General features: G+C 75.8%; 17 protein-coding genes. 12 read left to right on the forward strand and 5 right to left on the reverse strand.

Annotation, left to right across the window (positions count from 1 at the left end; translation table 11 throughout):
- Window positions 1-10: 10 nt before the first annotated feature.
- Entirely contained in the window at window positions 11-601 is a 591-nt protein-coding gene (locus tag IEY37_RS16795; protein ID WP_188943630.1) for a GNAT family N-acetyltransferase, read from the reverse strand.
- Between the two features lie 139 nt (window positions 602-740).
- On the opposite strand from IEY37_RS16795, the gene IEY37_RS16800 reads away from it, so the two are divergent.
- On the forward strand, window positions 741-1,262 hold the full coding sequence (locus IEY37_RS16800) for an SAV_6107 family HEPN domain-containing protein (protein WP_229674541.1): 522 nt from the start codon (window positions 741-743) through the stop codon (window positions 1,260-1,262).
- A gap of 63 nt (window positions 1,263-1,325) precedes the next feature.
- Here the strand turns inward: IEY37_RS16800 and IEY37_RS16805 are convergent, their stop codons facing one another.
- Window positions 1,326-2,132 (reverse strand): ParA family protein, encoded by an 807-nt coding sequence (locus tag IEY37_RS16805; protein WP_188943632.1) that lies wholly within the window; start codon window positions 2,130-2,132, stop codon window positions 1,326-1,328.
- 347 nt (window positions 2,133-2,479) lie between these two features.
- Here IEY37_RS16805 and IEY37_RS16810 point away from each other — a divergent pair, with 347 nt between their 5' ends.
- The 3 genes from IEY37_RS16810 to IEY37_RS16820 all read left to right on the forward strand — a co-directional run bounded on the left by IEY37_RS16810 (window position 2,480) and on the right by IEY37_RS16820 (window position 4,977).
- The gene (locus IEY37_RS16810) at window positions 2,480-3,226 is read left to right on the forward strand and encodes a class I SAM-dependent methyltransferase (RefSeq protein ID WP_229674542.1); all 747 of its coding nucleotides are present in this window, start codon (window positions 2,480-2,482) and stop codon (window positions 3,224-3,226) included.
- Window positions 3,227-3,230: 4 nt separating this feature from the next.
- Entirely contained in the window at window positions 3,231-4,508 is a 1,278-nt protein-coding gene (gene dinB, locus IEY37_RS16815) for a DNA polymerase IV (RefSeq protein WP_188943641.1), read from the forward strand.
- A 91-nt stretch (window positions 4,509-4,599) separates the two neighbouring features.
- Window positions 4,600-4,977, forward strand: a complete 378-nt coding sequence (locus tag IEY37_RS16820; RefSeq protein WP_188943643.1) for an SCO2097 family morphological protein — start codon at window positions 4,600-4,602, stop codon at window positions 4,975-4,977.
- Window positions 4,978-5,707: 730 nt separating this feature from the next.
- On the opposite strand, the gene IEY37_RS16825 is transcribed toward IEY37_RS16820, so the two are convergent.
- From IEY37_RS16825 to IEY37_RS16835, 3 genes are all read right to left on the reverse strand, one after another.
- Window positions 5,708-8,086, reverse strand: a complete 2,379-nt coding sequence (locus IEY37_RS16825; RefSeq protein WP_188943645.1) for a transglutaminase TgpA family protein — start codon at window positions 8,084-8,086, stop codon at window positions 5,708-5,710.
- Window positions 8,087-8,196: 110 nt separating this feature from the next.
- The gene (locus IEY37_RS16830) at window positions 8,197-9,468 is read right to left on the reverse strand and encodes a DUF58 domain-containing protein (protein ID WP_188943647.1); all 1,272 of its coding nucleotides are present in this window, start codon (window positions 9,466-9,468) and stop codon (window positions 8,197-8,199) included.
- Window positions 9,461-10,477 (reverse strand): AAA family ATPase, encoded by a 1,017-nt coding sequence (locus tag IEY37_RS16835; protein WP_188943649.1) that lies wholly within the window; start codon window positions 10,475-10,477, stop codon window positions 9,461-9,463. The genes IEY37_RS16830 and IEY37_RS16835 overlap by 8 nt, the downstream gene beginning before the upstream one ends.
- A gap of 672 nt (window positions 10,478-11,149) precedes the next feature.
- Between IEY37_RS16835 and mraZ the strand changes: the two genes are divergently transcribed.
- The 8 genes from mraZ to murD all read left to right on the forward strand — a co-directional run bounded on the left by mraZ (window position 11,150) and on the right by murD (window position 22,315).
- Window positions 11,150-11,584, forward strand: coding sequence for a division/cell wall cluster transcriptional repressor MraZ (gene mraZ / locus IEY37_RS16840; protein ID WP_188943763.1), 435 nt, complete (start codon window positions 11,150-11,152; stop codon window positions 11,582-11,584).
- A gap of 264 nt (window positions 11,585-11,848) precedes the next feature.
- On the forward strand, window positions 11,849-12,904 hold the full coding sequence (gene rsmH, locus IEY37_RS16845; RefSeq protein ID WP_188943651.1) for a 16S rRNA (cytosine(1402)-N(4))-methyltransferase RsmH: 1,056 nt from the start codon (window positions 11,849-11,851) through the stop codon (window positions 12,902-12,904).
- Window positions 12,901-14,049 (forward strand): cell division protein FtsL, encoded by a 1,149-nt coding sequence (gene ftsL, locus IEY37_RS16850; protein ID WP_188943653.1) that lies wholly within the window; start codon window positions 12,901-12,903, stop codon window positions 14,047-14,049. Before rsmH ends, ftsL begins: the two co-directional genes overlap by 4 nt.
- A 650-nt stretch (window positions 14,050-14,699) precedes the next feature.
- Window positions 14,700-16,484, forward strand: coding sequence for a peptidoglycan D,D-transpeptidase FtsI family protein (locus IEY37_RS16855; RefSeq protein ID WP_229674571.1), 1,785 nt, complete (start codon window positions 14,700-14,702; stop codon window positions 16,482-16,484).
- Window positions 16,485-16,552: 68 nt separating this feature from the next.
- Entirely contained in the window at window positions 16,553-18,115 is a 1,563-nt protein-coding gene (locus tag IEY37_RS16860) for a UDP-N-acetylmuramoyl-L-alanyl-D-glutamate--2,6-diaminopimelate ligase (RefSeq protein ID WP_373298380.1), read from the forward strand.
- Window positions 18,112-19,635: a UDP-N-acetylmuramoyl-tripeptide--D-alanyl-D-alanine ligase gene (locus tag IEY37_RS16865; RefSeq protein WP_188943660.1), complete on the forward strand. Its 1,524-nt coding sequence runs from the start codon at window positions 18,112-18,114 to the stop codon at window positions 19,633-19,635. The genes IEY37_RS16860 and IEY37_RS16865 overlap by 4 nt, the downstream gene beginning before the upstream one ends.
- Window positions 19,632-20,756: a phospho-N-acetylmuramoyl-pentapeptide-transferase gene (mraY, locus tag IEY37_RS16870; RefSeq protein ID WP_188943662.1), complete on the forward strand. Its 1,125-nt coding sequence runs from the start codon at window positions 19,632-19,634 to the stop codon at window positions 20,754-20,756. The genes IEY37_RS16865 and mraY overlap by 4 nt, the downstream gene beginning before the upstream one ends.
- Complete coding sequence (murD, locus tag IEY37_RS16875) at window positions 20,753-22,315, forward strand: UDP-N-acetylmuramoyl-L-alanine--D-glutamate ligase (protein WP_188943664.1); 1,563 nt, start codon at window positions 20,753-20,755, stop codon at window positions 22,313-22,315. The genes mraY and murD overlap by 4 nt, the downstream gene beginning before the upstream one ends.
- Window positions 22,316-22,345 lie beyond the last annotated feature (30 nt).

Here is a 22,345-nt window from a genome sequence, read left to right on the forward strand (position 1 = left end):
CACCGGCCCGTCAGTGCTGGGTGCCGGCCGCGTCGAGCGGCAGGGTCCGCCCCAGCACGCCGAACGGCCGCGGGTCGCCGGTGAACCGGTAGTCGCGCAGCAGATCCCCGAAACCCATCCGGCGGTACAGCCGCCACGCCCGGTTGGTGCCCTCCGGGGTCGACAGCAGCACGGCGGCCTCGCTCCGGTCGCTGAGCAGGGCGGTCAACACCGCCTGGCCCAACCCGGCGCCCTGGCTGTCCGGCCGCACGTGCAGCTCGGTGAGCTCGAAGAAGTCGGCCAGCCAGCCCCGGCCCTGCTCGCCGAGTCCGCGGCCGACCTCGGTGTACCACCACTGCCCCGGGCGACCGGTGTACCCGTAGCCGACGGCGTGCGCCGCCCCGGCCGCGTCCACCGCCACCACCGACGCGAACCCGTCCCGGCGGCTGTGCTCGTCCCAGAGCGCGACGCGCGCCGACTGGATGCCGTCCGGATACCGCATGGCGGCCAGGTACAGCTCGACCAGCTCGGGCAGCCGCGCCCGGAAGTCGGCCGGCCGGAGACGCTGCAGCGTCACCGCGGGCCTGGCACCGACAGCGGATCGCGGTTCGCCCGACGACATGAACTCATCCCATCACGGCGTTGCACGACAGCAGACGGGTGGTCGGGATCCCGCGGGTCGCGTCCCGGAACGGATCCTGGCGCCTGCGGACAACAGTGGGTAGTATCGAACACAAGTTCGAAGACGCGGGGAGGCTGTCGTGGTGGTCGTGGCGATGGACGAGCGGCGAGCGGCCCGGCCCGCCGGCCGGCAGACGGTGTCCCGGGGCCGGCGGGCTTCCGCGGTCGACCGGACGGGGCAGCTCACGCTCACCGGCTCGGTCGCCGGCCCCGCCCGGTCGGCGACCGCCGTGCGCCGTGGACCGGTGCCACAGGCGGCCCGGGATCTGCTGGCCGATGCCGGACGCGGGCTGGGTGCGGCCATCCGGGCCACCGAGCCGGCCGACCGGTATGCGACGGCACACCTGGCAGCGCTGCGTGGTGCCGCCGCCGTCCTGGCTGCCCGGGCCCGCCCGCGCCGGGGACGCCGCGCCAGCGCGTGGGACCTGCTGGTCGGGGTGGCGCCGGAGCTCTCCGAGTGGGCTGCTTTCTTCGCCAGCGGCTCGGCGAAGCGGCAGGCCGCGCAGGCCGGGATCGGCCGGTCCATCTCGATCCGCGAGGCGGACGACATGGTGCGCCAGACCGGGGCCTTCCTGGACCTGGTGGAGGCTGCGATCAGCTGACCGGTAGGCCCGGAAGGTGTGCCGGCGGGCGACGGCGGGTGATGCGCCGGGGTCGCGCCGGGGTCAGGCCGGGGTGGCGGCGGCCACGGGGGGTCGCTTGCCTGCCTTGGCGCCGGTGCGGAGCAGCCGGTCGAGCAAGGTGTCGAACATGCCCGCCACCTCCTTGGCGCCCGGCGTCGGCCAGCGGTGGATCGGGACGGCGGCGCCCTCGGCCTGCTGCACGGCGCTCCGGTCGGGGAGCACCGGGTTGAGCACCAAGGGCCCGAACAGCTCGCGGAGTTCGGCCAGACGGAACTCGTGCTCGGCGGCCCGGGGTCGCACGCGGTTCACCACCACTCCCAACGGCTGCAGCCGGCCGCGCCCGGTGCGTTCCCGCTGCACCGCCTCCAGTGCCCGTTGCACGCCGGTGACGGCGTACAGCGACGGTTCGGTGACCAGCACGGCGCGGTCGGCGGCCACCAGCGCGCTTCGGGTGAGCTGGCCGAGCGAGGGCGGGCAGTCGACGAGGACCAGATTCGGCAGTGGGTCGAGCTTCTCGAGCCCCTCGGCCAGCCGCGCCAACCTCTTGTTGCCGGGATCGGGGTCGTTGTGGGCCTCGGTCTGCTCGCTGCCCGGCAGCACCCGCAGGTGCTCGCTCCACGGGGAGGTCACCAAGGCCTTGCGCACCACCGACCGCCGCGGATCGGCCAGCACCGAGGCGACACCGATCGCCGACGGGGTGACGTCGACGGTGGCGGTGGCATTGCCCTGCGGGTCCAGGTCCACCAGCACGGTCTCGATCCCGCGGTGGATCGCGGCCGACGCGAGCCCGACGGTCACCGTCGTCTTGCCGACGCCGCCCTTGAGGCTGAGGACGCAGGCGACGAGCACCGGGCCACGCTAGCCGACGTCCGCGGCGCTGACCGGGAACCGGCGCCGCGCCGGCCGGGTGCGCCTGCGTCACATCCGGCCACACAGGCCGGACCCCGACGCGGCCGCCCTGCCGGCGGGTCCGGCGACGTGGCGGCGGCGACCGGATGTGCGGGAGGGCTCGTCGCCGTGCCGGTCGCGATGCACGTCGCGCGGGGACACCCGATCCCTTCGAGGAACTCGTCCCGGTACCGGCCGAGCTGCCCGCGGCACACCGGTCGACTCGTGCGCTGCACACCGGGCACCGGCCGCCGTACCGTGCGGCGGACGGCCGGGGCACGGTCACAGCGGGCACAATCCGAGGCATCGTGCGGAGAGGGGACAGCGTGGACATCAGCAGCCGGTGGGGCGCCGACCCCGTCTGGCGGGTGCTCGCCGACCTCGTCGCAGCCCGGCCGGGCCTGCACGTCCTGGACGTCGGCGGCGGCAGCGGCACGGTGGCCGTGCCCCTGGCGCTGTCCGGCTGCCGGGTCACCGTCATCGACACCTCGATCGACGCCCTGGCCATCCTGCGCCGCCGGGCGGTCGACGCCGGCGTCGCCGACCGGGTCGAGTCGGTGCAGGCGGACGCGGACGGGGTCGGCGACGTGGTGGCGGCCGGGACCGTCGACCTGGCGCTGTGCCACCACGTCCTCGAGGAGCTGGACGACCCGGCACGGGCGCTCGCCGGCGTCGCGGCGACCCTGGCGCCGGGAGGGACGGTGTCCATGCTCGTCGCCGGCCGGTTCGCGGCCGTGCTCGCGCAGGCGATGGTGGGCCGGTACGCATCCGCCGCCGCCGTGCTCACCGACCCGGCCGGACGCTGGGGAGCCGACGACCCGCTGCGCCGGCGGTTCGGCGCGGACGAGGTCTCCGAGCTGGTGGCCGCGGCCGGCTTGACGGTCCGCCGGATCACCGGCGTCGGTGTCGCGTCCGGGCTGGTCCACGCCTGCGCCCGGTCCGGCTCCGCACCCGACGACGACGCACTGGCCGAGCTGGAGATGCTGCTCGGCGAGCACCGGCCGCTCCTGGAGATCGGCACCGACCTGCACGTGCTGGCCGGCCCGGCCGGCTGAGCCGATGGGCCAGACGCCGGGCCCCCGCCGGCACGTCACCGCCGACCCGGACGCCGTCGACGACACCGCGTGCACCGTGCTGCACGTCGACATGGATGCGTTCTTCGCCTCGGTCGAGCTCCGCCGGCAGCCCGAGCTGCGCGGCCGCCCGATGATGGTCGCCGGGCCGAGCCAGCGGGGAGTGGTGCTGTCGGCGACCTACGAGGCCCGCCGGTACGGCATCCGCTCGGCCATGCCCACCTCCCGCGCCCGGCTGCTGTGCCCGGACGTCGTCGTGGTCGCTCCGGACCACGACGCCTACCGCGCCGCGTCGCGGGACGTGATGCGGCTCTTCCACGACGTGACGCCGGTCGTCGAGCCGGTGTCGATCGACGAGGCGTTCCTCGACGTCACCGGCGCCCGCCGGCTCGCCGGCCGGCCCGGGGCGATCGCCCGCGACCTGCGGCGCCGCATCGCCGACGAGCTGGGGCTGACCGCCACCGTCGGAGCCTCAGCGACCAAGTTCGTCGCCAAGCTCGCGTCCGGGCTCGCCAAGCCCGACGGGCTGCTCGTCGTGCCGCCGGCCGACGTCCGGGCGCTGCTCGGACCGTTGCCCGTCCGGGCGCTATGGGGCGTCGGGCCCAAGTCCGCGGCGGTGCTCGAGTCGCTGGGCATCCGAACGGTCGGCGAGGTGGCCGACACGGATCCGGCCCTGCTGGCCAGGGCGCTCGGGCCGGCCGCGGGCGCCAAGGCGCACGAGTTGGCCCGGGGCATCGACCCTCGCGCTGTCGAACCCGACGTGGCCGAAGGCTCCATCGGGGCCGAGTCCACCTTCGAGACGGACATTGCCAGCCGGACGCGGATGAGCCGTGAGCTGCTCGCCCTGGCCGAACGCACCGGGCGGCGTGCCCGCCAGGCCGGCGTCAGCGGCCGGGTCGTCGTGCTCAAGGTGCGCTACTCCGACTGGTCGACGGTCACCCGCGCTGTGACCTTGGACACAGCCACCGACACGAGCCGGACCGTGCACCGCACCGCCGAGCAGCTGCTGGACCGGCTGGGCTGGGCCGGGCGCCGGGTGCGCCTGCTCGGCGTCCGGCTCGAGGGACTGGTGCCGACCGCGGAGGTGACCGAACAACTGCAGTTCGGCGCCCCGGAGGGACCGCCGGAGTGGCGGGTCGCCGAATCGGTGATGGACCGCGTCAGCGAGCGCTTCGGGCCGACCGCCGTGCGCCCGGCGTCGCTGGTCAGCGGGGGTCCGCGGCCCGATCGCGAGTCACCCCCAAAGAGAGACCCGGTCCGCTAGAACAAGCCGCCCCGTGCTCGTATCCTGGTGTCGAAGGCGCCGATCGGCGTCCCTACGTGACCACAGTTGGTCCGGTGCCGGAGGAGGTCCGATGCCGCTCTCCGAGCACGAGCAGCGAATGCTCGAGGAAATTGAACGGGCGCTGTACCAGGACGACCCGAAGTTTGCGACGAGCGTCAACGTCGGCCGGTTGCGCCGGCGCCGGCCCATCCTGGCCGGGGTCGCCTTCGTCATCGGGCTGTTGATGCTGGTCGTCGGCGTGATCGCCACCCAGTCCGTGCTGGCTCTCGGCGTCGTGGTGAGCGTCCTCGGCTTCTTCGTCATGGTGGGGTCGGTGGCCCTGTTCATGTTCGGCCAGCCCGGCAGCCGGGCCGCCAAGACCACCTCGACCGAGAACACCCGGACCTCGTCGTCGCTGTCGGAGCGGATGGAAGAGCGCTTCCGCCGCCGCTTCGACGAGCAGAGCTGACGCCGGCCGCACCGATCCGCCGGTCGTAGCGGGGACGTCCCGGTCCGACCACCCGGGCAGGAGTCGCTCGGCGCCGGACCAGGCCGTCCGCACCCGGGCGCCCGGTGTCGTCGCCCCGGTCAGCACTCTGCTACGCGCCGACAGCACCTCGGCCGCCGGGACCGGTCCTCACCACGCCCGCCCGAGTTCCAGCAACGAGCCGCTATCCGCGGTGCGGCCCCGGGACCGTATCTGGTGCCGTCAGAGCCTGGCCCGACCGTCCGGCCGCGGCCCTGTCCCGCCAATGCATGAGCAAGGCAGCCCGCGCACTGTCCGGCCACCTCCCGACTCGCTCTGTCGCCCGCCCGCCACGTCCGCAGCAACGACCGCGCAGCGTCGCGCGAGTCCACCGCCGAGGACGGTCCGAGCGGCGCGCGCCGACGGTCGACCCGATGCCTTCCGGAACTGGCGTTCCGGACGGCCCTGCCGCGACGTGAGCCGGAGCCCCGGACCGGGCCGCGACCAGCCGGCGACCGGGCCGACCGGAGCCGACCCGTCGGCCGGTGGTCCTCGTTGCGTGGCGCCGGCGGTCACCCACCCGTGGCCCTCGTCGAGAACGGCCCGTCCCGGATACCGGTCGACAGCCCGACGGTGGCGGTCACCTGCGCAGGAACAGCCGCGGAGCAACGCCGGGCCCGCGGACGAGCCGGGACGCAAGCGGGCGTGCCCCGCGTCCCCGCCCGATCCCGGGTCAGCTCCGGCGCAGCGACCGGGGGAACCAGCGGTCCAGCGGGCGCAGCGGCTCCTGCCGGGCCAGGCCCTCGGTCACCGCGCGCACCGCACCGACCAGTTCGGCCGGTCGGGTCGCCACCGCGGTGCCTCCCTCGGCCACCCGGCGGACACCTTTGGCACCGGCGTCGACAGCGCCGGCCGCGGTCGCGTCTGCCCCGCCCGCCGGTCGGCCACCGCGGGCAGGGCCGCCGGCAGCGCCGCCGGAAAGGCCGGCGGCAGCACCGTCCGGGCCGTCCGCGCTGCCGCCACCCGGGCCCTGCCCGGAGCCGTCCGCGCTGCCGTACCACTCGGTCTCCACCGCCTGCACCGCGGCGCGCAGCAGGCCGCGACCGTGGTCGTCCAGGTGGGCGCGCCGGGCGAGGCGGTTGGCCACCACCCGCGCGGACTCCGTCGGTTGCGCCAGGATGCCGTGGTCGGTGGCCACGTCCTCGATCTCCGCCCATGCCGCGGCGGCCGCTCCCGGCCCGTGACCGGCAGCCAGCTCGAGCCGCCGGCGTCGCCGGGCGGACCGCAGCCAGGTCGGGGCGCCCAGCAGGGCGCCGACCACCACGATGACCGCCAGGGTCCAGAGCACGACGCGCCAGCCGGTGGACGACCCGGGATCGGCGGCGTCGGCGACGCCCTGCGCGCTGGCCTGCGTCGACGGTGCCGTCCTGGTGCGCTCGCCGTCCGGGTTCGCCGTCCGGCCGGTCGAGGAGGTCTCGGTGTCCTCGGTCGGCGCCGCGCTGCTGCTCGACGCCGTCCCCGCGGCCTTCGGGGAGAAGCCCTGCTCGCCGCCCTGCCCGTTGGTCAGCGGCGTCGGGTCGAACCGCACCCAGCCGTTGGTGTCGAACGCGACCTCGACCCACGCGTGGGCGTCGTTGCTGTCGATCAGGTAGGAGCCGTCCGGCTGCTGCTTGCCCTGGGTGAAGCCGATACCCACCCGCGTCGGGATGCCCAGCGCCCGCAGCATGACGGCCATCGCCGTCGCGTACTGCTCGCAGTAGCCCTGCTTGTTGTTCAGGAAATCGACCAGGGCGTCGCCGCTGTCGCCGGTGGGCACGGTGAGCGAGTAGGTGAACCCGTTCGACGGGTCGGTGAAGTACTGCTGCAACGCCAGCGCCTTGTCGAACGCCGTGCTCGCCGACGCCGTCACGTCCTGGGCCAGCTTGCTGACCGAGGGGGACAGGCGTCCGGTCTCGGTCAGCGCGCCGCCGGGGGTGACGGTGTCCTGCTCGAGCTCGGCGTCGGTCGGCCGCTGGGTGCGGACCTGCAGCCGGTACGTCCCCGGGTTGACCGGGTCGGTGCGGTGCGCCGTCCCCAGCGCGACGTCGTAGTCCCAGGCCTTGCCGAGGCCGGTGATCGCGTCCGTGCCGCCGTACAGCGGGAGGAAGCGGTCCCGGAACGCCGGGTACGACGTCACGGTGACCGTCGCGTCGTCGATGGTGTCCTGGCTGCCCGGCAGCGAGCCGTTGATGTCGCTGGCGTCCGACCGCAGGTCGCCCAGGGACCAACCCTGACCCGGCGTCCAGGTGGTCAGGGCCACCGTCCGCAGGTAGTCGGGCTGTTTGAGACCGCTGACCCGCAGCACGTCCTTGGGGTCGCCGCGCAGCAGCGTGCCGTGCAGCGTGGTGAACGGCGACAGCCCGACGGTGCTCGCCTGGACGTCGCTGCGCGGCAGCCGGCCCTCGGTGCCCACCCCGGTGACGGCGTCGGCGAGGGCCAGCGCCACCACCACGGCGAGCGCGCCGATGACCACGCCGCGCCCGGCCAGCCCGACCCCGGCGCGCACGTCGGACCGGCGTCCCGGGTGACCGGCCACCGCGAGCAGCACCAGGTACGCCGCGGCGGGCGCGACGAAGCTGTACCAGGGCAGCATCTGCCCGGCGATCGCGGCCGGCACGGAGTACAGGCAGAGCAGCGGCAGGGCCACCAGGGCCGGCGCCTTGGCCTCGGCCACCAGGAAGTCGACGATCAGGGCCGCCAGCCCCACCGACAGCGCGATCAGGAATGCCAGCTCCGGCGTGGACGGGGCCGGTGGCACCGTCGTCCGGATCTGCTCCCACGCGCCCGACAGCAGGGTCTGCGCCTCATGGTACGCCGACACGGACGGCAGCACGCCGCCGATCCCGGACGCGGTGAACAGCGACGTCAGCGCGATGGCCATGGCGACGAGCTGGGCGAGCACGGTGACCACCGGGGGCGTGCGGATCATCCGGCAGCCCAGGCCGATCAGCACGACGACCAGCACGACCTCGACCAGCGGCAGCACCCAGCTGGTGCCGTCCAGGACGGTGGGCAGCGCGGTCGTCCCGGCGAGCAGCGCGACGGCGCCCACCAGCGAGGCGGCGACGGGCACGCTGTCACCCCGTCGCGGCTGCGGCGCCGGACGGGGTCCGGCCGGGGGACGGCCGGCAGGACCGCCGAGCCCCGGGTCCGGCGGCACTCTCCGGTCGAGGGTCGGCGCGCTCACCGGCGACCTCCTGCTGCGACGTACTCGGTGCCGACGGCGCAGGCCCGCCGCCAGGCGGCGGCCAGGTCGTCGCCGCGGCGGACGGTGACGACCCGCCAGCCCGCCGAGCCCAGGACGCGGGCCGCCGTGGGCGGCGCCAGGTCGACCGGTGGCTGCGGGGTGGGGGAGGCCCAGTCGTCGGCCGCCAGCACCAGGGCGATGCCCTCGGCCGACCGGGGACGGGAGGAGGCCAGCAGCACCGCGTCGGCCGCCGTCATGTCGGCGACGACGGCGACCACGAGCCCGGACCGGCCGACGCCGCCGGGCTGCAGCGCGGCCGAGGGGTCCGCGGACAGGTCGGCGAGACCGGCGAGCACGTCGTCGGCGACGTCGTGGCCCTGCGCCAGGACGGACCCGCGGTGCGACACCAGCCGCAGCTGGTGGTCGGCGGCCAGCAGGTGCAGGGAGACGGACGCGGCGAGCACGACGGCCGTCTCCAGGCTCGACCCGGTGTCGACGCCGCGGTGCGCCGCGGCCCGGTGGTCCAGCAGCACGGTCGCGCCGCCGTGCGACACCGGCTCCTCCAGCCGGACGACGAGGTCCTCCTGGCGGGCGGAGGCGCGCCAGTGGATGGTTCGGATGTCGTCGCCGGTGCGGTACGGGCGGACGCCGACGTCGGGATCCCCGCCGACCGTGCCGACCCGGGCGCGGCCCGACGCGGCCGACCGGGTCCCGGAGCTGCGCGGCATGCCGGTGAGCGGCACCACGGTCGGGACCACCAGGACCTCCCTCCGGGACGTCAGGGACCGGTGGTCCTCCCACAGGTCGAACGGGTCGTACACGCGCACCAGGGGCGGGCCGAGGGTGAGCCGGCCGCGGCGAGTGGCGGTGAGCGGATAGCTGACGGCCACCTGCTCGCGGGGCCGGACGGCGGGGAGCAGCGCCCGGGTGCCGGCGGTCAGACCGGGCACCGGCTGCTCGACCAGCTCCAGCGACGGCGTGCGGGTGGCGCCGTCGTTGGTCAGCACGAGGGTGACCTGCCCGGCGGTGCCCGGCCGCAGCCGGTCCGGCAGCACTTGGTGCTGCGCGCTCACCTTGACCGGCCGCAGCGCCGTGACCAGGACGGCGACGACCGGCAGCGCGCAGGCGAGCAGCGCGACCCGGAGCAGGTCGCGCTCGTCCAGCACGACGGCGCAGATGCCGGCGGCGACACCGCCGGCGAGCAGGCAGCGGCCCCGGGTGGTGAGCCCGCGGGCGACGGCGCGGCGGCCGGTGGTGCGGTCAGCCACGGGCACCCCGGGGGACCCGGAAGCGGCCGAGCACCGCCCGCACGACGTCCTCGCCGGACCGGTGCGCCGCGTGCGCCTCGACCGTCAGCAAGAGGCGGTGGGCGAGCACCGGCCCGGCCAGCCGCTGCACGTCGTCCGGCAGCACGAACGCGCGTCCGTCGAGCGCGGCAGCGGCCTTGGCGGCGCGCGCCAGGTGCAGCACGGCGCGGGGCGAGGCGCCCAGCCGCACCTCGGGCATGGTGCGGGTGCCGCCGACGATGTCCACGACGTACTGCCGCAGCTCGGGAGCCAGGTGCACGCGGGCGACGGCGTCGATCAGCGCGGCCACGGTGGCGGCGTCGGCCACCGGGACGATCCGGTCGAGCGGGTCGACCAGCTCCCGCCCGGCCAGCATGGCCACCTCGGTGGCGGGGTCCGGGTACCCGATCGACGTCCGCGCCAGGAACCGGTCGCGCTGCGCCTCGGGCAGGGGGTAGGTGCCCTCCATCTCGACCGGGTTCTGCGTGGCCAGCACCAGGAACGGGCGGCGGAGCGGGTACGTGGTCCCGTCCACCGTCACCTGCCGCTCCTCCATGCACTCCAGTAGCGCCGACTGCGTCTTGGGCGAAGCCCGGTTGATCTCGTCGGCGACGACCACGTTGGCGAACACCGGGCCGGGCCGGAACTCGAAGGTGCTCTTCTGGCGGTCGAAGATGCTGGCACCGGTGACGTCGCTGGGCATCAGGTCCGGGGTGAACTGCACCCGGGACACCGGCACGTCGACGGCCCTGGCCAGCGCCTTGGCCAGGGAGGTCTTCCCGGTGCCGGGCACGTCCTCGATGAGCAGGTGTCCCTCGGTCAGCAGGGCCACGACGGCCAGCCGCACGACGTCCGCCTTGCCCAGCACGACCTGGCCGACCGTCGCCGCGATGCGCCCGCCGATGCCGGCCACGGCATCGACGCCGAGCTGGGGGGTCGGGTGCGGGGACCCGTTCGCCAGGTCGACTCCGTGGGGCAGGGGTCGATCCATGTCGAGGTGCTGAGCCACTGTGGCGTTCTCCGGTCCGTCGAGCGATGTCCGGCCGGACCTGCGGCAGGTGGCGGACGTCGGGGATCCGCGGAGGCCCCCGTGTCCGGCCCCGCCTCACAAGTCTGCCAGCCGTCCGCGTCGGGCACCGGGTCTCCGAGCCACCCGGCAGCGCGACCGCGCGGTGGTCGATCGACGTCACCACCGCCGGGCGCCCGGCCGCGGTGCACGGGTGGGACCTGAGTGGCGCACGGTGCGCGCAGACGTCCCGACGCAGCCTGCGGGGCGGTGCTGGCGACGGTGGTCGCGACGGTGCCGGTGACGATGCAGGACGCCGCGGACACCGTCCGGGCGCCGCCCCCCACTTCGCCCCACCGCTTCACCGCCCCGTGCCCGCGCTCCGGGACGCCGCCGACGTCATCGCAGCTCACGAGCCTGGGGACGGGCTCGACGGCCTGGGCGGCTCGGGGGCGCGGAGCGTTCGTCGCCAGCGCCGCGAAGGCGGCCCAGCTGGGGAAATGGCCCGCCGGGACGACGCGCGGAGGAAAGGGGCAGAGAGTGGGGGACGGTGGGGTAAAGTGTGGCCAACCGATCGGGAGGAGGGCTCCGTGACGACACCACTCGCCACGGAACTCGGCGGCTCCCGGCGGAGGTCCGGACCGGGGGAGGTGCGTGCTGACCGATCGATTCGTCGGCACCTACACCCCTCGGCTGGACGACAAGGGCCGGGTCACCCTGCCGGCCAAGTACCGCGATGCGTTCGCCCCCGGTGTCGCCGTGAGCCGGGGGCAGGACCACTGCCTGTACGTCTTCACCCCCGACGGCTTCCAGCGGTTCGCGGAGCCGGCGATCACCGCGTCGGTGACCGACCAGGGCGCACGCGCCTTCCAGCGCTACCTCCTGGCCAACACCGATGAGCAGCGCCCCGACGCGCAGGGCCGGATCAGCATCCCGGCCCGGATGCGCGAGTACGCGGGACTGGTCAAGGACGTGGTGATCCTCGGCGTCGGCGACCGGATGGAGATCTGGGACGCCCAGGCCTGGGCGGACTACGAGGCAGCCCAGGAGGCGGCCTTCGCGCAGCCGGAGACCGGACTGCTCGGCGGCTGACGCAGGACCGCACCACCGCACCACCGGCACCACCGCACCACCGCCCTGCCTGCACCACCACCGCACCGGGCACCACACCGCACCACCGGCACCACCAGCAGCAATCGGCAGCACAGCGGGCCGGACCTGTCGTCCGGCTCCGGGTCGCTCCCCGCGGCCCGGCCCGCATCCGCAGGTCCTGGCACGACTTCCCCCATGCCAGGCCCGTGCGGATGGGGACCCGACCGCGGGGCCCACCCACCGACGTCGGAGAGCGAGGACGGCATGGCGGGTGTGGACCCCGGATCCGCCACCCCGCCCCAGCCGTCCCGTCCCGACCCGGCCTCCCCGGCCGATCCGGCCCCTGCGGACATCGGGGCACTGGACCGGCTGCACGTCCCCGTGTTGGCCGACCGGGTCGCCGAACTGCTCGCCCCCGCCCTTGACGGACCGTCCCTCCTGGTCGACGCCACGCTCGGGATGGGCGGGCACACCCTGCTGCTGCTCCGCGCCCACCCCGAAACCCGGGCCGTCGGCATCGACCGCGACCCGCAGGCCCTGCGCATCGCCGGCGCCCGACTGGCCGCGGCCGGCGTCGCCGACCGCGCCGTGCTGGTGCACGCCGTCTACGACCGGATCGGCGAGGTGCTCGACGAGCACGGCCCCGCCGACGGCGTCCAGGCCGTGCTGTTCGACCTGGGCGTCTCGTCGCTGCAGCTGGACGAGGCCGACCGCGGCTTCGCGTACGCGCAGGACGCGCCGCTGGACATGCGGATGGACCCGACCACCGGGATCACCGCCGCGGACGTGCTGAACACCTACTCGGCCGGCGAGCTGGCGCGGGTGCTGCGCGAGTACGGCGAGGAGCGCTTCGCCGGCCGGATCGCCGCCGCCGTCGTCCGCGATCGGCAGCACGCGCCGTTCGACCGCAGCGCCCGGCTGGTCGATCTGGTCCGCGCGGCCATCCCCGCGCCGGCCCGGCGCACCGGCGGCCACCCGGCCAAGCGGACGTTCCAGGCCTTGCGCATCGAGGTCAACGACGAGCTGGGCGCCCTGCGGCGCGCGGTGCCGGCTGCCGTGCGTCACCTCGCAGTGGGTGGCCGGATCGTCGTGCTGTCCTACCACTCGCTCGAGGACCGGATCGTCAAGCAGGCACTGGCGCCGCTGACCCGCTCCACCTCGCCGGTGGACCTCCCCGTCGACCTGCCGGGCCACGAGCCCGAGCTGGCCTGGATCACCCGTGGCGCCGGCGCGCCGTCGGACCAGGAGATCGCCGTCAACCCGCGGGCGGCCTCCGCCCGGCTGCGGGCCGCTCGACGCCTACGGAAGGCCGCTGCATGAGCCAGGCGCTGACCCGACCACCGCGGGACCCGGAACACCGGACACCCGACGACCCGGCGATCGAGCCGCAGCGGGATCGCGATGCGGGACCCGCCCGGCGCGCCGCGGCGTCGAGCCGGTCCGGCAGCCGGGCCTACGACCGCCGGGAGCGGCGGGTCGGCCGGATCAGCGGCGACCGGCTGCGGTCCACCGGCGCGCCGATCCGCGCGGCCCTGGCCCGGGCGCCGTTCGTGCTGCTGGTCATGGCGCTGCTGGCCGGGGGTGTGGTCGGGGTGCTCTGGCTGAATACCATGTCCGACGAGAACGGCGTCCGCGCCGACCGCAGCCGGCAGCACCAGGCGGCGCTGCAGCTCGAGATCGAGGCGGCGCAGCGCGACGTCGCCTCGCTCGGGTCGATCCCGCGGATCGCCGCGGCCGCGGCGGCGCTGGGCCTGGTACCGGCCGGCGGCGACCCGGCGATGATCGTCCCCGATCCGAACGGCGGCGCCGCGAAGGTCTACGGCACGCCGACCCCGGTCCCGGAGCCGGCCTCCGTGCTGGCCGCCAAGGCGGCGCAGGCGGCCAAGGACGCCGCGGCCCGCAAGGCCAGGGCCGACCAGGTCAAGGCCAAGCGGGCCGCCGCTGCGGAGGCCGCGCGCAAGGCCGCCGAAGCAGCCGCGCTGGCCAAGCTGACCCCCGAGCAGCGCGCCGCCCGGGCCGCCGCCGAGAAGGCGGCGCAGCAGGCGGCGGCGAAGAAGGCAGCGCAGCAGGCGGCGGCCCAGAAGGCAGCACAGAAGGCGGCGCAGCAGGCGGCGCAGAAGGCGGCGCAGAAGGCAGCGCAGCAGGCAGCAGCGAAAAAGGCGGCGCAGCAGGCTGCAGCCCAGCAGGCAGCGCAGCGGGCGGCAGCGCAGCAGGCAGCGCAGCAGGCCGCAGCCCAGCAGGCGGCACAGCAGCGGGCCGGCCAGCAGCAGGCCGCCGCGCAGCCGACCACGCCCGGCACCCAGGCCCGCACCTCGCCAGCCGCCGGACAGCCCGACTCCGGTCTCGGCGCCGCCGGCCAGCTCGCCGAGCAGCAGCTCGCCGCCGCGTCCGGCGCCGGCAGCAGCACGCCGCCCACCACGGGCGGGACCGCACCGACCACCGCAGCGACAGGGGGCACCAGGTGACCGTGCAGTGGTCGGACCGGCGGACGGACGCGGCACCCCGGATCCCCGCCCAGGGCTGGGGTCCGGACCGGGGCGGTGACCCGCGCCGGGACGGGGCGCCGCGACGCGGAGCGGTCGCGCCGCAGCGCCCCCGCCCGGCCGACGGCGCACCGGATCCGCGCCGGGCGGCGGACCCCACCGGCCGCGCTGCCCGTACTGATCGCACCGGCGGCACCGGCAGCACTGCCCGGACCGGCCGTGCCACCGCGACCGGCCGCGGCTCCACCGCCGACCGCGCCACGGCGACCGGACGCGCCGCCGGCCGCACCGCCGACGACGGCCGCAGCCTCCGCCGGCCCGGTCCCGGCCGCCGGGACGCCGCGGCCGCCCCGGACGGGCTGGACCGTCCGACCCCTGGTCGCCCCGCCGGCGCCGCGGCGCCGCAGTCCCGGTCCGGACGCCGGCCGGGGGCCGCGCCGCTGCGGTCCGCGCGGCCCACCCGCCCGGCGCCGTCCGCCGGTCGCGTCGCGGACGCCCGGGACGGCGGCCCTCGGCCGGCCCGCCGGTCCCGCCCGGCCGCCTCGCACCGCGGCCGCCGGACCCGGCGGGACCGCGCAGGCCGTCCGGTCTCGCCGTGGCGCACCCGTGGGGCGCTGGTCGTCCTGGTGCTCATGCTCGGCGCCGCGCTGGTCAAGTTGACCTTCATCCAGGGCGTCGACGCCCACGCGCTCGCCTCGGTGGGCATGGAGCAGCGCGAGACGACGACGAAGCTGTACCCCGTCCGCGGGTCCATCGCGGACCGCAACGGCACCCAGCTGGCCTTCACCGTCGAGGGACGGGCCGTCGCCGGCCGCCCGCAGCTGTTCACCGACGACCCCGCCGGCAAGCCGACCTACGACCTCGACGGCGATCCGCGCGCAGCCACCACGGCGGACCAGAAGCGCCAGCAGGTGGCCGACATCCTGGTGCAGATGCTCGGCGCCAAGACCGCGTCCGGCACCGGTGTCGACCGGGCCGAGGTGCTGACCCGGCTGCGCGACACCAGCAAGAAGTACGTCTACCTGGCCCGCGGGTTGATGCCGGCGCAGGCCGACGCGGTCATGGACCGGATCGGCACCGTGCTGCCCGCCGCCGACATCGACGCGGTGGCGCTGGAGCGGCAGGACCTGCGGCAGACCCCCGACGGCGACGTCGCCGCCCCGATCGTCGGGTCGACCGGCTGGGGTGGCGTCGGGGCCTCCGGCATCGAGGCCTGGTTCGAGAAGCAGCTCGCCGGCTCCGCGGGCTCGCGGGTGCAGCAGGTGGACCAGCACGGCCGCCCCATCCCGGGCACCGTCAGCGACGACGTCCCGGCCGTCGACGGCACCGACCTGACGCTGACGCTGGACGCCGACCTGCAGTACACGACCGAGCGGATGCTCGCGGCGCAGGTCGAGGCCTCCAAGGCGGTCCGCGGCTGCATCGTCGTCAAGGGCATCAGCGACGGACAGATCTACTCGATGGCCTGCTACCAGCCGGGCAAGACCACGCGCGAGGTGGGCAACCTCGCCATCTCCGCGCCGATCGAGCCGGGCTCGGTGAACAAGGTCGTGACGTTCGCCGCCGCGATCGAGCGCGGCCTGATCAAGCCCGACACCGTGCTCCACGTCAAGGACAACATCCTGATGGGCGGGCACGTCGTGCACGACGCCTGGGGGCACGACCCGGTCGACATGACCGCCACCGGCGTCCTCGCCAAGTCGTCCAACGTCGGCACCCTGATGATCGCGCAGAAGCTCGGCGAGGACGCGTTCGCGCAGGAATTGACCCGCTTCGGGCTCGGGCGCAAGACCGGCATCGAGCTGCCCGGCGAGTCGTCCGGCCAGGTGCCCAAGCAGAGCCAGTGGTCGGCCACCAGCTTCGCCAACCTGCCCATCGGGCAGGGCCTGTCGATGACGCTGCTGCAGCTGGTGGACATGTACCAGGCGATCGGCAACAAGGGCGTCATGATCGCCCCGACGGTGGTCAAGTCCAGGACCACCGACGGCGTCACCACCGCGACCACCCCGCGGGTGACCGGCCGGGTGATGTCGGCCGGCACCGCGAGCACCCTGCTCACCATGCTCAAGGCCACCGTGCAGGGCGGCAGCCTGGCCTACGACGGCACCGGCGCCAGGGCCGCCATCCAGGGCTACCAGGTGGCCGGCAAGACCGGCACCGCGCAGCAGGTCGACCCCAAGACCGGCGGCTACTCGCGGACGAAGTACAACGCCACTTTCGCCGGCATCGTGCCGGCCGACAACCCCAGGTTCGCCATCGCGGTGTGGATGGACGCGCCGCAGGTGGAGACGGAGGGTGGCGGCGCCGCCGCGCCGCTGTTCCACGACGTCGCGTCGTACGCGTTGCGCGCGGAGAGCGTGCCGCCGTCCAAGGAGGCGGCGCCCGTGGTCCCGCTCTACCTGAACCTCGACAGGTAGCCTCGTCGTCCGTGTGTGCCGCCTCCGCTCCCGCGCCGCCGCGGCCCCGCCGGGTCGTGCCGGTGCCGCTGACCCGGCTCGCCGCGGTCGCCGGCGCCGCCGCGCCGCCCGGTGCGGCGGACGTCGCGGTGCAGGGCATCACCCTGCGGGCGCAGCACGTCCGGCCCGGTGACCTGTTCGCGGCCCTGCCCGGCACGCGCGTGCACGGCGCCGCGTTCGCCGACGACGCCCGGCAGGCCGGCGCCGTCGCGGTGCTCACCGATGCGGCCGGCGCGGCCGCCGTGGCGACCAGGGACGCCGCCGACGGGGCTGACCGCGCCGACGGCGCTGGAGGCGCTGCCGCGCTGCCGGTCCTGGTGTGCCCCGACGTCCGGGCGGTGCTGGGGGACGTCGCGGCCGCCGTCTACGGCGATCCCAGCCGCCGGCTGGCCGTCCTGGGGGTCACCGGGACGTCCGGCAAGACGACCACCTGCTACCTGCTGGAGGCTGCGCTGCAGGCCGGCGGCGATCCGGTCGGCCTGATCGGCACCGTGCAGACCCGGATCGGCGGCCAGGCGTCGCCCAGTGCGCTCACCACCCCGGAGGCACCGGACCTGCAGGCCCTTTTCGCGGTGATGGCCGAGCAGGGGGCGCGGGCGGTGGCGATGGAGGTGTCGTCGCACTCGCTGGAGCTGGGCCGGGTCGCCGGCACCCGGTTCGCGGTCGGCGCGTTCACCAACCTGTCGCAGGACCACCTGGACTTCCATCCCGACATGGAGTCCTACTTCCGGGCCAAGTCGCTGCTGTTCGACGGCCGGTCGGACCGGGCCGTCGTCGACGTCGACGGCCCCTACGGCCGCCGCCTGGCCGCGACGGTGCCCGGTGCGGTGACCGTCTCCGGGACGGGGTCGACGCCGGCCGACTGGAGCCTGGCCGAGCTGCGGCCGGTTGCCGGCGGCACCCAGCAGCTGTGCATCCGGCGCCCCGACGGTCCGGTGCTCGACGTGTCGCTGGCGCTGCCGGGACCGTTCAACGCCGCCAACGCGGTGCTGGCGCTGGCCTGCGTCGCCCGCTCCGGCACCGGCGTCGACGTCGATGCGGCCGCACGGGCGCTGGCCACCGTGGTGGTGCCCGGCCGGATGGAGCGGGTGGACGCCGGGCAGCCGTTCCTGGCGGTCGTCGACTACGCGCACAAGCCGGCCGCGCTCGAAGCCGTGCTGGAGGCGGTCGGGGCCGGCCTGACCGGCCGGCTGATCGTGGTGGTCGGCGCCGGTGGCGACCGCGACCGCGGCAAGCGCCCGCTGATGGGCGCCGCCGTCGCGGCGTGGGCCGACCTGGTCGTGGTGACCGACGACAACCCCCGGTCCGAGTCGCCCGCCGCCATCCGCGCCGCGGTGCTGGCCGGCACCCGCGGTGCGATGCGCCGGCGCCCCGGGCAGGCCGACGTCCGCGAGGTGGGGGACCGGCACGAGGCCATCCGTGCCGCCGTCGCCGCCGCCCGTGCCGGCGACGTCGTGGTGGTGGCCGGCAAGGGCCACGAGACCGGCCAGGAGGTGGCCGGCGTGGTGCACGAGTTCTCCGACCGCGACGAGGTCCGGGCCGCGCTCGCCGGCCGGGGCTTCGACGCCGGGCACGACGGGACCGCCGCATGATCCCCTTGACCGTGCGGCAGGTCGCCGAGGTCACCGGCCTGCCGGTGCCCGACGCCGGCGACCCTGCCGTGGACGACGTGGTCACCTCGGTGGAGTTCGACACCCGCCGGGTCGTGCCCGGTGCGCTGTTCGTGGCCCTGGCCGGGCAGCGCGTCGACGGTCACGACCTGGCCGGCGCCGCCCGGGCGGCCGGTGCGGTCGCCGTGCTCGGCAGCCGGGACCTGCCGCCGGACGCCGGCCTGCCGCTGCTGCGCGCGGCCGACGGCACCGCCGTCCTGGACGCGCTGGCCGCGCTCGCCCGGCACAGCGTCACCGAGCTGGTCCGCGCGACCGGGCTGACCGTCGTCGGGCTGACCGGGTCCTCGGGCAAGACCTCCACCAAGGACCTGGTGGCGGCCGTGCTGCGCGCCGGGGTGGCCGGTGCCGACCCGGAACGGGGCGGCAGCCCGGTGGATCCGGCGACCGCGGTGGTGGCACCGCCGGAGTCCTTCAACAACGAGCTCGGACATCCGTACACCGTGCTGCGGGCCGACGCCTCCACCCGCTACCTGGTCCTCGAGCTGTCCGCCCGCGGCCGCGGGCACATCGCGGCGCTGACCCGGATCGCGCGACCGCGGATCGGCGCGGTGCTCAACGTCGGCTCCGCGCACCTGGGCGAGTTCGGTTCGGTCGATGCCATCGCGCAGGCCAAGGGCGAGCTGGTCGAGGCCCTGCCCTCGGCGGCGGAGGGCGGCGTCGCCGTCCTGAACGCCGACGACCACCGGGTCCTGGCCATGGCGAGCCGCACGGCGGCCCGCGTGGTCACCGTCGGCACCGGGGACGCCGACGTCCGCGCCGAGGACGTCACGGTCGACGACCTGGCGCGGGCCGGCTTCCGGCTGGTCACCCCGCAGGGGTCCGCCCAGGTCCGGCTCGCCGTCGCCGGGGTGCACCAGGTCGGCAACGCGCTGTCCGCCGCCGCCGTGGGGCTGACCGTCGGCATGTCGCCGGACGCCGTCGCCGGCGCGCTGTCCGCCGCCCGGCCGGCGTCGCGCTGGCGGATGGAGATCCGCGAGCGTCCCGACGGGGTCACCGTGATCAACGACGCCTACAACGCCAACCCGGACTCGGTGCGCGCCGCGCTCCGGTCCCTGGCCACCATCGGCGAGCACCGCAGGACCGTCGCCGTGCTCGGCGAGATGGGCGAGCTGGGCGACGCCGCCCGGGACGCCCACGACGCCATCGGCCGGCTGGCCGTGCGGCTGGGCATCGACCAGGTCATCGCCGTGGGCGACGGGGCCCGGGCGCTGTACCTGGGAGCGCACCTGGAAGGCTCCTGGAACGGGGAGAGCCGGCTGGTGCCGGATGTCGACGCCGCCGTCGCGGCGGTGCTCGAGACGGTGCGACCGGGAGACGTGGTGCTGGTGAAGGCGTCCCGCGCGGTGGGGCTGGAACGGGTGGCGCAGGCGCTGCTCGCCGACGGGCCCGGTGGGGATCCGGCCGGCGACGCCGGGCCGCCGGCGGCGGGGGACAGCGCGTGAAGTCGATCCTCGTCGCGGCCGTCGTCGGGCTCGTCGTCTCGATCCTGCTGACCCCGTACCTGATCAAGGTCTTCTCGCGGCAGGGCTTCGGCCAGGAGATCCGCGACGACGGCCCGAAGACCCACCTCGGCAAGCGCGGGACCCCGACGATGGGCGGCACGGCCATCGTCATCGCCATGTGGGCGGGGTACGCCGCCGCCATCGCGGTGCAGCTGTTCACCGGCGGCATCGGCCCGACCCTGTCCGGCATCCTGCTGCTGTACCTGACCACCGGGCTGGGCGTGGTCGGCATGCTCGACGACTGGATCAAGATCCGCAAGCAGCGCAGCCTCGGTCTCGGCAAGCGGGCGAAGCTGATCGGCCAGACCTTCGTCGCGGTGTCCTTCGGCGTGCTGGCGCTGCTCGGCCGGACGACCGCCTACCAGCGCAGCGACGGCACCACCTCGCCCGGCCTCACCCCGGCGTCGACCGCCCTGTCGTACACCCGGGACCTGCGGTTCCTGTCCTTCGGCGCGGTCGGGTTCGTCATCCTGGCGGTGCTGCTCATCGCCGCCTGGTCGAACGCGGTGAACTTCACCGACGGCCTGGACGGGCTGGCCGCCGGGACCACGGTCATGGCGCTGGGCACGTACGTCTTCATCGGCTTCTACCAGTTCCGCAACGCCTGCTGGAACCCCGACCTGTCCGGCGCCGCGCTCGGCGGCTGCTACGAGGTCCGCGACCCCCTGGACATCGCCGTGGTCGCCGCCGGTGCGCTCGGCGGCTGCATCGGGTTCCTGTGGTGGAACGCCCACCCGGCGCGGATCTTCATGGGCGACAGCGGTTCGCTGGCGCTCGGCGGGCTGGTCGCGGGGCTGTCCATCCTGACCCGCACCGAGCTCCTGATGGTCGTCGTGGCCGGGCTGGCCGTCGTCGAGATGCTGTCCGTCGTGCTGCAGATGCTGGTCTACAAGGCCCGCAAGGTCCGGGTGTTCAAGATGGCACCGTTCCATCACCACTTCGAGGTCGGCGGGTGGACGGAGACCACGGTGATGGTCCGGTTCTGGCTGCTGGCCGCCATGTCCGCGGCCCTGGGCGCCGGGCTGTTCTACGCCGACTGGCTCGCCCGCACCGGCGGATGACCGGCTCCGACGCCGGTGCCGGTACCGGTGGCGGCCCCGAGGCCGGTGCCGGTGCCGGTACTGGTGCCGACGGACCTGCCGCGGCGGTGCCCGGTACCGGCCGGGTGCTCGTCGCCGGCGCCGGCGTCTCGGCGCTGCCGGTGCTCCGTCACCTGCGCAGCCTCGGCCGGCCGGTGACGGTCTTCGCCGACCGGGCGGTCCCGCAGCTGCCGGCCGACCTGGCCGGCGACCCCGGCGTGGTCGTGGCCGGCGCGCTCGCCGCACCGCCGGCCGGCGTCGACCTGGTCGTCACCTCGCCGGGTTTCCCGCCGACCACCCCGGTGCTGCAGGCGGCCGCGGCCGCCGGCATCCCGGTCCTCGGCGAGGTCGAGCTGGCCTGGCGGCTGGACAACACGGGCACCGGTATCACCCACGGCACCGGCACCACCCACGGCACCGGCACCACCGACGGCACCGACGGCACCGCAGCGGCTCCCGGCGACCGGGGCAGCCGCCGGCCCTGGCTGGTGGTCACCGGCAGCAACGGCAAGACCACCACCGTCGGGATGCTAGAGTCGATCCTGCGGGCCGCCGGCCGCCGGGTGACCGCCTGCGGCAACGTCGGCTGGCCGGCGCTCGAGGCGGTCCTGGCGTTCCCGCCCCAGGACGTGCTCGCCGCGGAGCTGTCCAGCTTCCAGCTGCACTGGTCGCCGTCGGTGCACCCGGACGCCGGCCTGGTGCTCAACGTCGCCGAGGACCACCTGGACTGGTACGGCGGCTCCATGGCCGCCTACGCCGCGGACAAGGCCAGGGCACTCACCGGGGCGGTCGCGGTCGCGGTCGTCGACGACCCCGGCGCGGCGGCGCTGCTCGAGGCCGCCCCCGCCGGCCGCCGCGTCCCGGTGACCGCCGGCCCGCCGCCGCCCGGCGGCCTCGGCGTCCGGGACGGAGTGCTGGTCGACGACGCCTGGGGTGCCGGCCCGCTGCTGCCGGCGGCCGACGTGCGGCCGGCCGGCACGCACAACGTCACCAACGCGCTGTCGGCCGCGGCGCTGGCCCTGTCGGTCGGCGTCGACGCCGCGGCCGTCGCCGCCGGGCTGCGGTCCTACGCGCCGGGCGCGCACCGGAACACCGTGCTGGCCACCGTCGACGGGGTCCGGTACGTGGACGACAGCAAGGCCACCAACCCGCACGCGGCGCTGGCCTCGCTGACCGCCTACCCGAGCGTCGTGTGGATCGCCGGCGGCCAGCTCAAGGGCGCGTCCGTGGACGAGCTGGTGCAGACCGTGCGGGACCGGTTGCGCGGCGTGGTGCTGCTCGGTGTCGACGCCCCGGTGATCGACGCCGCTCTGGCTCGACACGCCCCCGAGGTCCCGCGGATGCACGTCCCGGGCACCGATCATCGGGTCATGACCGAGGTGGTGCGCGCGGCCGCGCGGGTGGCGACGACCGGCGACACCGTCCTGCTGGCCCCGGCCGCCGCATCGCTGGACATGTTCCCGTCCTACGCCGCCCGCGGCGCCGCGTTCGCCGAGGCGGTCTCGCAGCTGGCCGGGACGCCGGCGGGTGCGGCGGAGTGAGCGAGCTCACCACCGGTCGACCCGCACGCC

The sequence above is a fragment of the Nakamurella endophytica genome, assembly GCF_014646215.1.
Lineage (GTDB): Bacteria > Actinomycetota > Actinomycetes > Mycobacteriales > Nakamurellaceae > Nakamurella > Nakamurella endophytica.